General features: G+C 62.7%; 12 protein-coding genes. 6 read left to right on the forward strand and 6 right to left on the reverse strand.

Translation table 11 applies throughout. The annotated features are described in order from the left end of the window. Window positions 1–361 precede the first annotated feature (361 nt). From ACFMPD_RS16790 to ACFMPD_RS16805, 4 genes are read right to left on the reverse strand one after another with little or no spacing between them, the layout of a single operon-like run. On the reverse strand, window positions 362–1,669 hold the full coding sequence (locus ACFMPD_RS16790; RefSeq protein ID WP_380996960.1) for a branched-chain amino acid ABC transporter permease: 1,308 nt from the start codon (window positions 1,667–1,669) through the stop codon (window positions 362–364). Beyond that, window positions 1,666–2,676, reverse strand: coding sequence for a branched-chain amino acid ABC transporter permease (locus ACFMPD_RS16795; RefSeq protein WP_380996963.1), 1,011 nt, complete (start codon window positions 2,674–2,676; stop codon window positions 1,666–1,668). Before ACFMPD_RS16795 ends, ACFMPD_RS16790 begins: the two co-directional genes overlap by 4 nt. Before the next feature lie 2 nt (window positions 2,677–2,678). Then, entirely contained in the window at window positions 2,679–3,425 is a 747-nt protein-coding gene (locus tag ACFMPD_RS16800; RefSeq protein WP_380996965.1) for an ABC transporter ATP-binding protein, read from the reverse strand. Further along, entirely contained in the window at window positions 3,422–4,210 is a 789-nt protein-coding gene (locus ACFMPD_RS16805; protein WP_380996990.1) for an ABC transporter ATP-binding protein, read from the reverse strand. Before ACFMPD_RS16805 ends, ACFMPD_RS16800 begins: the two co-directional genes overlap by 4 nt. Before the next feature lie 511 nt (window positions 4,211–4,721). On the opposite strand from ACFMPD_RS16805, the gene ACFMPD_RS16810 reads away from it, so the two are divergent. The 4 genes from ACFMPD_RS16810 (at window position 4,722) to ACFMPD_RS16825 (ending at window position 9,658) form a co-directional block, all read left to right on the forward strand. Beyond that, entirely contained in the window at window positions 4,722–5,777 is a 1,056-nt protein-coding gene (locus ACFMPD_RS16810; RefSeq protein ID WP_380996968.1) for a Leu/Phe/Val dehydrogenase, read from the forward strand. 87 nt (window positions 5,778–5,864) lie between these two features. Then, window positions 5,865–7,064, forward strand: a complete 1,200-nt coding sequence (locus tag ACFMPD_RS16815; RefSeq protein WP_380996971.1) for an aspartate aminotransferase family protein — start codon at window positions 5,865–5,867, stop codon at window positions 7,062–7,064. Window positions 7,065–7,122: 58 nt separating this feature from the next. Continuing rightward, window positions 7,123–8,049, forward strand: coding sequence for an ornithine carbamoyltransferase (argF, locus tag ACFMPD_RS16820; protein ID WP_380996974.1), 927 nt, complete (start codon window positions 7,123–7,125; stop codon window positions 8,047–8,049). A gap of 121 nt (window positions 8,050–8,170) precedes the next feature. Further along, window positions 8,171–9,658, forward strand: coding sequence for a hypothetical protein (locus ACFMPD_RS16825; RefSeq protein ID WP_380996977.1), 1,488 nt, complete (start codon window positions 8,171–8,173; stop codon window positions 9,656–9,658). Window positions 9,659–9,717: 59 nt separating this feature from the next. Here ACFMPD_RS16825 and ACFMPD_RS16830 read toward each other — a convergent pair whose 3' ends face one another. Further along, window positions 9,718–11,202 carry an inorganic phosphate transporter gene (locus tag ACFMPD_RS16830; protein WP_380996980.1) on the reverse strand — a complete coding sequence of 495 codons (1,485 nt, stop codon included), beginning with the start codon at window positions 11,200–11,202 and terminating at the stop codon, window positions 9,718–9,720. Window positions 11,203–11,294: 92 nt separating this feature from the next. Then, entirely contained in the window at window positions 11,295–11,753 is a 459-nt protein-coding gene (locus ACFMPD_RS16835; protein WP_380996983.1) for an NUDIX hydrolase, read from the reverse strand. 492 nt (window positions 11,754–12,245) lie between these two features. Between ACFMPD_RS16835 and mobC the strand changes: the two genes are divergently transcribed. Together mobC and ACFMPD_RS16845 are read left to right on the forward strand one after the other, a co-directional pair. Beyond that, complete coding sequence (mobC, locus tag ACFMPD_RS16840) at window positions 12,246–12,674, forward strand: plasmid mobilization relaxosome protein MobC (protein ID WP_380996985.1); 429 nt, start codon at window positions 12,246–12,248, stop codon at window positions 12,672–12,674. Continuing rightward, window positions 12,671–14,029 (forward strand): relaxase/mobilization nuclease domain-containing protein (locus tag ACFMPD_RS16845; protein ID WP_380996987.1); only part of this gene is annotated, 1,359 nt, incomplete at its 3' end. The genes mobC and ACFMPD_RS16845, both read left to right, overlap by 4 nt.

Here is a 14,029-nt window from a genome sequence, read left to right on the forward strand (position 1 = left end):
AGACCTATGAATCCGATTTTCATGCGTCTCCCCTTTTTAACGCTACGTCATCGCCGCTCCTTTGACGATGACAGTCACCCGGAACGTCCGGCGACAGTACCGGACTTCCTGTGTTTCAGTTTGTTGTGATCACGGCAGCGCGCTCCGGGCGGCGCTGGGCAGCACGGTGTGCGCCCTGCGCGCGGACCGCGGGCGGTCCGGCCGCCTGCGCGGGATGCCTGGCGATCTTGTGGCCATGTGGATGTGTGGCACGGGTTCCCCTTTTGGTGACCGGGCTGCATTCCCGCCGACCCTCGGGGGAATCGCCGGCGATGTCCAGCGAGCCGGTGTCGCAGGCAGGTGCAACGGCGAACGGACCGGGTCAATCGCTTTCCGGAATCAGCCCGCGCGGGCTGAAACGCAGAACCACCAGCAGGATCACCCCCATGGTAAACAGCCGCATATGCGCGGACGAGGCAATCAGATGTGCCTTCAGCGCCGAGCCTTCGGGCATGCCGCTGGTGATCAGCTGGATCAGCCACAGGCCGATCGGCTCGACCTGGACCCAGAGGAACCAGACCAGAAACCCGCCCAACACCGCGCCCATGTTGTTGCCGGACCCGCCGACGATGACCATCACCCAGATCAGAAAGGTAAAGCGCAGCGGCTGATAGGCCGAGGGGGTCATCTGTCCGTCCATGGTGGTGATCATGGCGCCGGCCAGACCGCAGACCGCCGAACCGAGAACGAAGATCTGCAGGTGCCGGCGGGTGACATCCTTGCCCATGGCCCGGGCGGCCACCTCGTTGTCGCGAATGGCGCGCATCATCCGCCCCCAGGGGCTGTTCAGCGCCAACTGCGCCAGGGTGAACAGCACGATCAGCACCACGGTAAACAGGGCGGAATAGCCCAGTTTGACCGCCAGCGACGAGGCAGTGACAGGGTCCAGCCCGAGGCCGGCGGCGCGTTCGACAAAGCCGGTGGATTGCTGCAGGTCGATTTCATAGGGCACCGGGCGGGGCAGGCCGATGACATTCTTGACCCCGCGCGCCAGCCAGTCCTCGTTCTTGAGAATGGCGATGATGATCTCGGCGATCCCCAGGGTCGCGATGGCCAGATAGTCTGACCGCAGACCCAGCGCGGACTTGCCGATCAGCCAGGCCGCGCCGGCGGCCAGCAAGGCGCCCACGGGCCAGGCCATCAGCACCGGCAGCCCGAGGCCGCCGAGATAGCCGGTCGCGGCTGGGTTGACCGCCTCGATGGCCTCGACCGCCGGGTCAAAGACAGCGCGAAACAGCAGAAACCCGATCACCAGAAAGGCCGTCAGCGCCAATGTGCGCAGCGGCCCCGGGGGCAGCCGCCGATAGAGTTGTGCCGCGCCGGCGATCGTCGCGGCCCCCAGCGCCAGGCCCATCAGGATGCCGGTGCCGCCGGCGGCCCAGGCCTCGGTCACCGGCGGCGTCGCGGTCAGCACGACCCCCAGCCCGCCCAGGGCGACAAACCCCATGACCCCGACGTTGAACAGCCCGGCAAACCCCCATTGCAGGTTCACGCCGATGGACATGATGGCCGAGATCAGCCCCATGTTGATGATCAGGATCGCGGCATTCCAGCTTTGGGTCAGGCCGGTCAGGGCGATCAGCGCCGCCACCACGGCGAACAGCAGCGAATTCTTGACGGAGCGGGTCACAACGCTTTCCCCCTGAACAGGCCGGTGGGGCGGAACAGCAGTACGATCAGCAGGATCACGAAGCTGACGGCAAATTTGTAATCCGTGCTGAGCAGCTGCACCAGCCCGGTGGGTTCCCAGCCCGGCGGCAGGGCGTGGCTGAGAACCTTTTTCCAGGGATAGGTGATGGCCACCTCGGAAAAGGCGATGAGATATCCCCCGGCAATGGCGCCCAGCGGGTTGCCCAGCCCGCCGACGATGGCGCTGGCAAAGATCGGCAGCAGCAGCTGGAAATAGGTAAAGGGTTTGAAGCTCTTGTCCAGGCCATACAAGGTGCCGGCCACGGTCGCCAGGGCGGCAACGATCACCCAGGTTACCAGCACAACGCGCTCGGGGTTGATGCCCGACAACAGTGCCAGATCCTCGTTGTCGGAATAGGCGCGCATCGACTTGCCGGTGCGGGTGCGGTTCAGGAACCAGAACAGCAGCGCCACGGCGATCACCGCCACCACGATGGTCAGCCCCTGGGTGGTCTTGATCGCCAGACCCTCTTGCAGACCGGTCATCCGCTTGAATTCGCGGGCCGAAATGATGAACCGCTCGCCATCCAGAAAGTTCTGATCATCGGGACCGATGATGAACCGCACCAGACCGTTGGTGATGAACATGACGCCCATCGACACGATCACCAGGATCACCGGCTTGGCCTTTTGCGCCCGGTAAAAGCGATAGACCATGCGGTCGGTGCCCAGCACCAGCAGGATGCAGCCCAGAATGCCGAAGGGCACCGCCAGCAATGCGGTGGGCAGCGGCCCCAGCGACAGGCCGATGCTCTGGAACAGCCAGGTCACCAGAACCGTGACCATGGTGCCAAAGGCCATGGTGTCACCATGGGCAAAGTTGGAGAACCGCAGGATGCCATAGATCAGCGTCACCCCCAGCGCCCCCAGCGCCAGCTGGCTGCCATAGGCGATGGCCGGTATCAGGACATAGTTGGAAAGGGCCACAAAGGCGTTCAGCAGGTCCATTGTCAGCCCCCCAGAAAAGATTTGCGGACTTCGGGATCGGCCAGCAATTCCTTGCCGCTGCCGGAATAGGCGTTCGCCCCCTGCACCAGAACATAGCCCCTGTCCGCGATTTCAAGGGCCTGGCGCGCATTCTGTTCGACCATCAGGATCGGGATGCCGGTGCGGGCCACCTCGATGATGCGGTCAAACAGTTCGTCCATGACGATGGGGCTGACCCCGGCGGTGGGCTCGTCCAGCATCAGGACCTTGGGCCGGGTCATCAGGGCCCGGCCCACCGCCACCTGCTGGCGCTGGCCGCCGGATAATTCGCCGGCCGCCTGGTTGCGCTTTTCCTTGAGGATCGGGAACAGGTCATAGACCTGCGCCATGGTGCCGGAAAAATCGTCGGTGCGGATGAAGGCGCCCATTTCGAGATTCTCCTCGACCGTCATCGAGGTGAAGATGTTGCTGGTCTGCGGCACGAACCCCATGCCCTGGACCACCCGGTCCTGCGGCGACAGGGCGGTGATGTCGGTGCCGTCCAGCCGCACATGGCCCTGCCGGACGTTCAGCATGCCAAACAGCGCCTTCATCGCCGTCGACTTGCCGGCGCCGTTGGGGCCGACGATCACCGCGATCTCGCCTGCGTCCACCGCGATGGTGCAGTCATGCAGGATGTCCGGTCCATTGCCATAGCCCCCGGTCATGTTCTCGCCGATGAGAAACGGCGCATCGGACGCCCCGGCGGCTTGGTCGGTCGTGCCGCTCATGCGTCCGCCCCCAGCTTGTCCTTGTTTTTCAGCCCGGTACCCAGATAGGCCTCGATCACCTGTTCGTTGGCCTTGATCTCGTCCAGCGTGCCCTGGGCCAGCACCTTGCCTTCGGCCATGCAGATTACCGGGTCGCAGATCCGGCCGATGAAATCCATGTCGTGCTCGATCACAACGAACGTATACCCGCGCTCTTCGTTCAGGCGTTTGATGGCGTCGGCGATGGTGTTCAGCAGCGTCCGGTTCACGCCGGCGCCGACCTCGTCCAGAAATACGATCTGCGCATCCACCATCATCGTGCGGCCCAGTTCCAGCAGCTTTTTCTGTCCGCCCGAAACCTGCCCGGCGGGCAGGTCGGCAATATGGCCGATGGTCAGGAAATCCAGCACTTCGTCGGCGCGGGCCCGCAGAGCGCGTTCCTCGTCGGCAATGCGCTTGCGTCCGAACCAGGTGTTCCACAGCCTTTCGCCGCTCTGCCCGCCAGGCACCATCATCAGGTTTTCGCGGCAGGTCATCGAGCCGAATTCATGGGCGATCTGAAAGGTGCGCAGCAGGCCCTGGTGGAACAGCACATGCGGCGGCAGACCGGTGATGTCGCGGCCGGCCATGGTAACCTTGCCCGAGGTGGGGGCGAGGACCCCGGCGATGACATTGAACAGCGTGGTCTTGCCGGCGCCATTGGGTCCGATCAGCCCGGTGATCGAGCCCGGTTCGATGGTCATGGTCGCACCGTCCACCGCGCGAAAACCGCCAAAGTGCTTGTGAACGTTGTCGACGACGATCATCGGCTCTCCTTTTTCCGAGGGGCGTAGGGCCGGGGCATCCGCCGCCGNATTGGGTCCGATCAGCCCGGTGATCGAGCCCGGTTCGATGGTCATGGTCGCACCGTCCACCGCGCGAAAACCGCCAAAGTGCTTGTGAACGTTGTCGACGACGATCATCGGCTCTCCTTTTTCCGAGGGGCGTAGGGCCGGGGCATCCGCCGCCGGACATAACAGCCCCGCTTGGCCCTGTATCCGCCCCCGAAAAGATCGCATTTTGCCAGGGCTGTCACGCCCCAATTCGCGTTTTTCGGACATCGCAGGACGCGGGGCCTTGCCGGACAACGCCCGCTGGTGCACCGCGCGGCCGCGCTCAACCGCAGCCTTTCACGCGGCGCCGGACAGGGGCCGGGGACAAAATCACCGCGCACCGCCGCCGGTTGTGTTAGACAGGCAAAAGGGGCCGTTGCGCGGATTCGGGGCGGACCGCGACCGATGCGCGGCCCCGGAAGGCAACGGGCGCAGCGGAGACATCATGACAGACCTTTTTTCTCACCCGTCTTTTGACAATCACGAACAGGTGCTTTTCGTCTCGGACGCTGCCTGCGGGCTGACCGGCATCATCGGCGTACACAGCACGGTGCTGGGGCCGGCGGCGGGCGGGTGCCGAATGTACCCCTATGCCTCGACCCAGGACGCGCTGACCGATGTGCTGCGCCTGTCGCGCGGCATGACCATGAAGAACGCCGCCGCCGGTCTGCCGCTGGGCGGCGGAAAATGCGTCATTATCGGCGATCCCGCCGCGCCGGAAAAAGAGGCGCGGCTGCGCGCGATGGCGCGGCATGTGGCGCGGCTGGGCGGCAGCTATTGGACGGCGATCGACATCGGGGTCAGTTCGCAGGACGCCGATATCATGGCCGAGGAATGCGATTACATCTTTACCCGCGCCAATCAGTTCGAACCGGATTTCCAGCCCGCGCGTTATACTGCCATTGGCGGGTTTCACGGCGTGCGCGCCGTGGCGACGCATCTGCGCGGCAGCGACGACCTGAAAGGGCTGCGCGTCGCGGTTCAGGGGGTCGGCCAGACCGGCGCCGATCTGATTCGGCAGATGTCCGAACAGGGGGCCGAGATCGTCGCGACCGACGTGAACGCGGCGGCGCTGGAGCGGATGGTGGACGAATACGGTGTCACCGCCGTCGCGCCGGATCAGATCTATGACCAGCAGGTCGATATCTTTGCGCCCTGTGCAATGGGTGCGATTCTGAACGACGACACCATCGCGCGGCTGAAATGCCGGGGTATCGCCGGCCTCGCCAACAACCAGCTGGCGCGGCCGGAAAACGGTCGCCAGCTGCTCGCGCGCGGCATCGCCTATGCACCGGACTTTATCGTCAATGCCGGTGGGGTGGTCGCCGGCGCGATGCCGATCTTTGCGGATTTTGACAAGGAGGTCGCGCTGCAGCGCATCGGCTCGATCTATGACACCACGCTGGAAATCCTGGCCAAGTCGCGGGATCAGGACATTCCGACCGAAGAGATCGCCGAAGCGATCGCGATGCAGCGCATCAACACCGCGCGCGCGGGCTGAGCGGAACCGGCCCGGCGCGGAAAACCGTTGACGGGGTGCCGTGTTGTGATGCACCTACAGGGTTTCTTGTCCGCAAAGGATGCTCTGATGATTGCGACCGTTCTGCCCACCTATAACCGCGCCCCGCTGACCTTTGTCAAAGGTCAGGGCAGCTGGCTGACCGAGGCGGACGGGCGACGTTTCCTGGACATGGGCGCGGGCATTGCGGTGAATGCGCTGGGCCATGCGCATCCGGCACTGGTGTCGGCGCTGACCGAACAGGCGCAGGCACTGTGGCATGTTTCCAACCTGTACAACATCCCGCAGCAGCAGGCGCTGGCCGACCGACTGGTGGCGGCGACCTTTGCCGACACGGTGTTCTTTACCAATTCGGGCACAGAATCCTGCGAGTTGGCGGTCAAGATGGCGCGCAAGTACTGGCACGACAAGGGCCAGCCCCAGCGCAGCGATATCCTGACCTTCGAGGGCGCGTTTCACGGTCGCTCGTCGGCGGGCATCGCCGCAGCCGGCTCTGAAAAGATGACCAAGGGGTTTGCGCCGCTGCTGCCGGGATTCGTGCACCTGCCCTGGGGCGATCACGACGCGCTGCGGGCGGCCATTGCCGGCGACACGGTCGGCGCGGTTCTGATCGAGCCGGTACAGGGAGAGGGCGGCATTCGCCCGCTGCCGGATCAGTGCCTGAGGGGGCTGCGCGACCTCTGCGACACCCATGGCGTGCTGCTGATCCTGGACGAGGTGCAATGCGGCATGGGCCGGACCGGCAAGCTGTTCGCCCATGAATGGGCGGGGATCGCGCCCGACATCATGATGGTGGCCAAGGGGATCGGCGGCGGCTTTCCCCTGGGCGCGGTGCTGGCCACCGAAACCGCCGCCGCCGGCATGACCGCGGGCACCCATGGCTCGACCTATGGCGGCAACCCGCTGGCCTGCGCCGTTGGCTGCGCGGTGATGGACGTGGTGGCCGATCCGGATTTTCTGGCCGACGTGAACCGCCGCGCCGGCCGTCTGCGCCAGGGGCTCGAAGCGCTGGTGGCGACGCATTCCGCCGTTTTTGAGGACGTGCGCGGCGCCGGGCTGATGCTGGGGCTGAAATGCCGGGCATCGAACATGGACCTCGTCCAGGCGGGCTATGACGCCGAACTGATCACGGTTCCCGCCGCGGATAATGTGGTGCGTCTGTTGCCGCCCCTGACCCTGACAGAATCCGAGATCGACGCGGCGTTGGACCGTCTGGACCGGTCCGCGATAGCGGTCGCAGACAGCACCGCCGCCGCCTCTTCCGTCTGACCTCTGCCGGCACCGGCGGCAGCGCCCCGGTTTCCGGCCCATGAAAAGTGATTATGCAATGAAACATTTTCTCGACATCCACAAAACCGACCCGGACGACCTGCGCCGGATGATTGACGATGCGGGCCGGATGAAACAGGCCCGGCTGGGTCGGCCCCGGGGCGCGCCCGACGACGATCTGCCGCTGGCGGACCGGGTGGTGGCCCTGATTTTCGAGAAACCCTCGACCCGGACGCGCGTGTCCTTTGACGTGGGCGTGCGTCAGATGGGCGGACAGACCATGGCGCTGTCGGGCAGCGACATGCAGCTGGGTCATGGCGAAACCATCGCCGACACCGCCCGCGTGCTGTCGCGCTATGTCGATCTGATCATGATCCGCACCTTTGACGAGACGGTGCTGACCGAAATGGCGGACTATGCCGACGTGCCGGTGATCAACGGGCTGACCGACCGCACGCATCCCTGCCAGATCATGGCCGATATCATGACCTACGAAGAGCATCGCGGCCCGATCGCCGGAAAAAAGGTGGTCTGGACCGGCGACGGCAACAATGTCTGCGCCTCGTTCCTGCATGCGGCCGGACAGTTCGGGTTCGACATGACCTTTACCGGTCCGGCCCAACTGGACCCCGAACGCGAATTCATCGAACTGGCCCGGTCCAAGGGCAGCCGGATCGAGATCGAACGCAACGCGGAAAAGGCGGTGCAGGGGGCCGATCTGGTGGTCGCCGACACCTGGGTGTCGATGCATGACGGGCAATCCTCGCGCGAGCGGCGGCACAACATGCTGCGGCCCTATCAGGTCAATGCGCATCTGATGAGCCATGCCAAGCCGGACGCGCTGTTCATGCACTGCCTGCCGGCGCATCGTGAGGAAGAGGCGACCTCGGAGATCATGGACGGGCCGAATTCGGTGATCTTTGACGAGGCCGAAAACCGCCTGCATGCGCAAAAGGCGATCATGCGCTGGTGCCTGGGTTTGTGACGCGGCAAGTGTAATCGCCGGCCTGTGTGATCAAGTTTACGGTCTCTGACCTGATTCGCGGCTATAGTCTCTCTCAGGCGCCGGTTCCGGTGGCGGCGCGTCGTATCAGGAGGGACAGAGAATGGCAGGTTCGGACGACGACGACGATGTCGGTATTCGGGGCAAGGTGGAGTTGACCACCAACTGGTGGAAACAGGCCTGGCCGATCGACAAGAAACCCGCCAATGACGCCAAACTGACCAAGGCTCTGAAAGACCTGAAAAAAGCCAAGGTGGGTAAATCCGCGGGCGATCTGATCGACGCGCTGAACGATGTCGACACCGCCCTGGATGCGGTGATGGGCGATACCGGCAAGATCCCCAAAAAGAACCCGCTGAAGAAAAAGGCGATCAAGAACGACCTGAAAAAGGCCAAGACGATCGTCGCCCAGGATCTGAAGGCGCTGGAAAAGCACGGCAGCAAGGAACGGGTGATCTACAAAAAGGATTTCGGGGCGGCAATGAACCAGTCGGTGTCCGATATCCGGCTGGGGGTCAGTTCCTGCCCGGTCGAGCTGAAGCTGCTCGAGGTGCTGGCGCTGGAGATGGAGGCCAAGGGCGGGCTGGCCATGCTGAACAACGCCCTGAACGACGAATTCGATGGCGCGGTCAAGAAATGCGACAAGGACCTGCGCGCCATTGTCAAACGCGCCGGCGGGCTGATGGATGCCGATTCCATGAGTGACGTGATCGACTCGGTGACGACCCATGCTCAGGATTTGCAGGAAGAAATGCGCGACGTGCCCGTCGTGGTGATGCGCAAGATGCGGATCCATGCCGCTGTCGCCAAGGCCTATAAAAAGGACAAGGCGGTCAAGATCACCAAGGGCGCCGTCGGCGTCGGGCTGGGGGTTGCCGGCGCCGCGCTGCCGGGCACCTTGCCTTTTGCGCTGGTCGCGCTGGCGCGTTCGATCGCGTCGCTGGCCAAGGAAATCGTCACGGTGCTGATGGATCTGGACACCAAGATCAAGCTGTTCGTCAAGCAGTTGTCGGCCCTTGCCGCGATCTACAAGAAACACCGCGGCGCGCGCGAGATCGCGCTGAGCTCGCTGAATTCGGTGCTGGGCGTGGACGTGGCGCCGACGCTGAACAAGGCCAAGGCGGATCTGAAAGAGATCGAGAAATGCGTGGCGGTGTTCTATCACCGCGCCAACAAGATGATCAAAAAGGTCTACGAAGCGCTGGACAAGTCAAACGAACTGACCAAGCGGTTCGAGAAATCCGCTTCGGATGTCAAAGCGTTCATGGCCAGCAACAAAAACCGCAAGATCCGCAAGGCGATGGATGATCTGGACTCGATCCTGAACAAGACCCACGATCTGATGCGCCAGGCAGTCGATGCCGAAAAGAAGGTGCCGCAATTGCGCAAGGGGCTCAAGGATCTGGGCGACAATTCCGGCAAGGTGGACAAGGCCAATGTCATCATCGGTCAGATCATCAATCTGGCCATCGCGCTGGGCGGGGTCACCGATGCAGCCGCTGTGGGGCAGGCCATCGAAAGCGTCGCCGTTGCCGGGGTCGGGCTGTGGATGGATTCCGCCGAGGCCGGCAAGGAACTGGCCAGTCTCTGACATGTTCCGCCCGGCACGCTGTGTGCCGGGCCAGCTCCCTCAGGTCCGGCGGGGCAGGTTCAGGACGCGCCGACCGCCGCGCTCAGAGCCAGAAAGATCATCCCCGACATCAGCGCCGCGGCGGGCACCGTGATCACCCATGCTGCGATGATGGTCATGAAATGCGAACGGCGTACCAGCTTGCGGCGGCGGCGTTCCTCGGGGGCGATGCGTTTGACCGTCGGGTTCGCCGACATCCGGCGCAACCGGCGTTCCATGTGCCATTCGCGAAAGAACCCGACCCCGAACACACCGCCCACGGCGATATGGGTGGAACTGACCGGCAGGCCCAGCCAGCTGGCGACGATCACGGTGATCGCCGCCGACAGTGCGACGCAATAGGCGCGCATCGGGTTCAGCTTGGTGATCTGGCTGCCGACCATGCGGATCAGTTTCGGCCCGAACAGGAACAGGCCGAACGAGATGCCAAAGGCGCCGATCACCATCACCCAGGTCGGGATCGCCACCTTGGCCGAGAAATTGCCGAATTCGGTGGCATGCACGATTGCCGCCAGCGGCCCCACCGCGTTGGCCACGTCATTGGCACCGTGGGCAAAGCTGAGCAGTGCGGCCGAAATCACCAGCGGCAGGCCGAACAGCGTCTTGAGCGACTTGTTCCGGTTCTCCAGGCCCTCGGACTGCCGGTGGATCAGCGGTTTCGTGATGAAATAGGCCACAACCCCCAGGCCCAGACCGATCAACAGCGCCAGCCCCATGTCGATCTTGATGATCCGCTTGAACCCCTTGAGCGCGAGATAGGCCGCAAAGGCGCCGGTCATCACGGCCACCAGAACCGGGACCCAGCGCCGCGCGGCGGCGATCTTGTCTTCCTGATAGATGATCTTTTCCTTGATCAGCGCCAGAAAACCCGCGGCGATGGCGCCGCCCAGCAGCGGCGAGATCACCCAGCTGGCGGCAATCGCGCCCATGGTTGGCCAGTTCACGGCGCCAAATCCGGCGGCGGCGATGCCGGCGCCCATGACGCCGCCCACGACGGAATGCGTGGTCGAGACCGGCGCGCCGATCCAGGTGGCCAGATTGACCCACAGCGCTGACGAGATCAGCGCCGCCATCATTGCCCAAATGAACATCCGTGCACTTTGCATGCCGCCGGGATCGATGATGCCCTTGGAAATGGTCGAGACCACGTCGCCACCGGCCAGCAGTGCCCCGGCGCTTTCGAACACGGCGGCGATCAGAATCGCGCCGCCCATGGTCAGGGCCTTTGCTCCGACCGCCGGACCCATGTTGTTGGCGACATCGTTGGCACCGATATTGATGGCCATATAGGCGCCAAAGGCGGCGGCAAAAACCACCACCAGGCTGACCGGGGTCTGGCCAAAGAACACCGCGCCGACCAGGGCCGCGACGACGATGAAAGCAAGGGCGATGCCCGGCGCCACCAGCGGCCGGGCGACATAGGCCGTGGCGTATTCGAACTGGCTGATCCGGTTCAGATCCGAGTCCAGCGTCTTCCACTGGTTGCCGATCGGTTTGTTTGACATGTCCTACCCCGCGCTTTCGAGTGCCAGTGCATTCGAAAGCGCCGTCTAAGGCGTCGTGGGCGCGGGCGCAACAAAACTGTTACATTCGGCGATCACATGCTGCGCAGAATGTCCTGCAGGCCGGGTTCCGCGACCATGTTGGCCGCCTCTTCGGGGCTGACCCACTTGCGTTGGCGCTCGCCGGCTTCGGGATAGTCGTTCTGCAGGTCGATCACACGGGTCAGGTAGACATTCGTTTCGACGACGGCTTCGCCGCCGCTGTCCAACCCCTTGGTGTATTCGTACTGGCCGGTTGCCCGCGGTTCGACGTCCGCGGTCTTGACGCCGGCCTCTTCCCAGGCCTCTTGCAGCGCGGTCTGCGGTCCGTCCAGCCCGTCAATCGGCCATCCCTTTGGCACGATCCAACGGCCGGTGTCGCGGCTGGTGATCAACAGCACATCCTTGCCCGCCGCACGCTGCCGATAGCACAACGCCGCCACCTGCACCCGCTTGGGGCGTTGCAGCATCGGACGGACCAGTTCGGTCCAGGCTTTGGTCAATGGGTTCATCATGGGTCTGATCGTCAATATCGATTTTTACGGAAATCTCGTTACTACTTCGTGAATTCTGCATCTTAGACACATTTATTCATAAAGCCAAATCCGACCGATCCAGAGGGCAGGGCGACCTGGATAACTGACTCGCTGGGGAGGGCTGAAATCCGGCATTGGTGTCAGTGTGCCAAGGTGGTTGGCCGAAACCTGGAATCTTGGCCGAAACCTGGGATCCAAGAAGCCCCTAGCCAGAGCGGCACCGATTTTGCGTCACGATGAGAAAGAAGAAACGTGGTGGAACAGGCTAGAGTGTAGGTGAACCACCTCGGAGTACCGAGGGCCTATCGAACTGCTCGAAATCGTTGTCCAACAACGGCGTCGGAGGAAACTCTGTTGAGTTTTCTGGAATGGTGGACCTGACCAGAGAAGAGTTGAACCTTCTCTTTCAGGTCTTTGAAGAATGGGAAGAACATCTCGCACGACATGATCTGAACGATCTGAGGTGCGATGATGAGCACTTCGGATAGAAATAACAGAGGCTTAGGAACGTCGCAGCGCAGCAAGAAGCAGCCGCCGTTTTCACTGCGTCTAACTTTCGAAGAACGTGCCCGTCTGGAGGAACTGGCGGGAAACGAACCGCTTGGCTCGTATTTCAAGCGAAAGGTCTTCGATGGCAAAGGCGCAGGTTTGAGGCGAGCACGATCACGCACACGTCGCCCGATCAAAGATGAGCAACGGCTCGCCCAGGTGCTGGCAATGCTCGGGCAATCGCGGATCGCCAACAATCTGAACCAACTCGCCAAGGCTGCCAATCTTGGCACCTTGCCGATGATGCCCGATACGGAACGCGACATTCGGCGCGCATGCGCCGACGTGGCGCTGATGCGCCGTGAGCTACTTCGCGCGCTCGGCCATCGCACCGATGTGGAGCCGTCATGATCCTGAAAGGATCACAACGAGGCGGCGCAAAGCAGCTCGGGCTTCATCTCCTGAAGACCGAAGAGAACGAACATGTCGAGTTGCACGACATTCGCGGCTTCATGGCTGAGGATGTTGTCGGGGCATTGCGGGAAGCAGAAGCAGTTTCGAAAGGTACGAAGTGCAAGCAGTTCCTGTTCTCGGTCAGCCTCAATCCACCCGAAACCGAAAATGTCCGCATAGAGACCTTCGAGCAAGCCATTTCAGCCATCGAAGAAAAGCACGGTTTGGTGGATCAGCCGCGTGTGATCATCTTCCATGAAAAGGAAGGACGGCGGCATTGTCATGCGGTGTGGAGCCGGATCGATGCCGAAACGATGACGGCCAAGCCGCTTCCCTTCTTCAAAAACAAGCTGATGGAGGTCTCAAAGCAGCTCTATCTGGAGTATGGCTGGCAGATGCCGAAGGGCTTCGCCAACGCCAAGGATCGCGACCCACGCAACTTCACCTTGGCTGGATGGCAGCAAGCCAAACGTGTGGGTCGGCATGCAGGAGAGCTAAAGGCAGATATCCAAGAGGCTTGGGCCATATCGGATACGCGTCAGGCGTTCTCGCATGCACTCGAAGAACGCGGGCTCTATTTGGCACGTGGTGATCGACGCGGTCATGTCGCCGTCACCTTCGAAGGCGAAGTAATCTCGATCCCGCGTGCCATCGGCAAGAAGTCCAAGGACGTTACCCAACGCCTCGGCAAGCCGTCAGAATTGGGAAGCGTTGTACAGACTCGTCAACGCATTGCGAAAGACATCCTGCCGAAGATAGCCTCGCATGTTGCTAAGGCGCAGGCTGATGCGCAGAAGAACTTGTCGGGCCTGAACAAGCGCCGTCAGGCCATGAAAGCGCAGCATTCCGAAGAGCGCAGCAAGTTGGACTCAGGGCAGCAAGCCCGCGCTGACCAAGAAGCGAAAGACCGCGCTGCACGAATCCGAAAAGGCCTGCGCGGCCTCTTGGATCGCGTGACAGGCAAACGCGCCGCTCTGGAAAAGCAAAATCAGATGGAAGCGGTCTGGGCGCTTCAACGCGACCGCGAGCAACGCCAAGCCCTTGTGTTCGAGCAACTGAAAGAACGCCAATCGCTACAGGCGCAGATCAAAGCTGAACGGAGCCGCCACGCGGCAGCTCTTCACGAGTTGCACCATGACCGAACGAACTACAGGCTCATGCAGCGCGGGCTGGAGCCTTTGGCCAAGAAGGTCTTCACACCTGTCAGAAGCGCCATGAAGGCGGCCAGCGAGTTGGAGGTGCCAAAGAAACATGTCTTGAAACTGCGTGATCAGGTCAGAGACAATTTCGCTGGGCCTTGTTGCACAAATCGG

Source organism: Sedimentitalea sediminis, from assembly GCF_042687825.1.
Lineage (GTDB): Bacteria > Pseudomonadota > Alphaproteobacteria > Rhodobacterales > Rhodobacteraceae > Sedimentitalea.

Excerpts from the sequence above, each read along its gene's own strand:
- ACFMPD_RS16795 (WP_380996963.1), bottom strand. The coding sequence starts at position 2,676 with ATGGACCTGCTGAACGCCTTTGTGGCCCTTTCCAACTATGTCCTGATA.
- ACFMPD_RS16800 (WP_380996965.1), bottom strand. The coding sequence starts at position 3,425 with ATGAGCGGCACGACCGACCAAGCCGCCGGGGCGTCCGATGCGCCGTTT.
- ACFMPD_RS16805 (WP_380996990.1), bottom strand. The coding sequence starts at position 4,210 with ATGATCGTCGTCGACAACGTTCACAAGCACTTTGGCGGTTTTCGCGCG.
- ACFMPD_RS16810 (WP_380996968.1), top strand. The coding sequence starts at position 4,722 with ATGACAGACCTTTTTTCTCACCCGTCTTTTGACAATCACGAACAGGTG.
- ACFMPD_RS16815 (WP_380996971.1), top strand. The coding sequence starts at position 5,865 with ATGATTGCGACCGTTCTGCCCACCTATAACCGCGCCCCGCTGACCTTT.
- argF (WP_380996974.1), top strand. The coding sequence starts at position 7,123 with ATGAAACATTTTCTCGACATCCACAAAACCGACCCGGACGACCTGCGC.
- ACFMPD_RS16825 (WP_380996977.1), top strand. The coding sequence starts at position 8,171 with ATGGCAGGTTCGGACGACGACGACGATGTCGGTATTCGGGGCAAGGTG.
- ACFMPD_RS16830 (WP_380996980.1), bottom strand. The coding sequence starts at position 11,202 with ATGTCAAACAAACCGATCGGCAACCAGTGGAAGACGCTGGACTCGGAT.
- ACFMPD_RS16835 (WP_380996983.1), bottom strand. The coding sequence starts at position 11,753 with ATGATGAACCCATTGACCAAAGCCTGGACCGAACTGGTCCGTCCGATG.
- mobC (WP_380996985.1), top strand. The coding sequence starts at position 12,246 with ATGAGCACTTCGGATAGAAATAACAGAGGCTTAGGAACGTCGCAGCGC.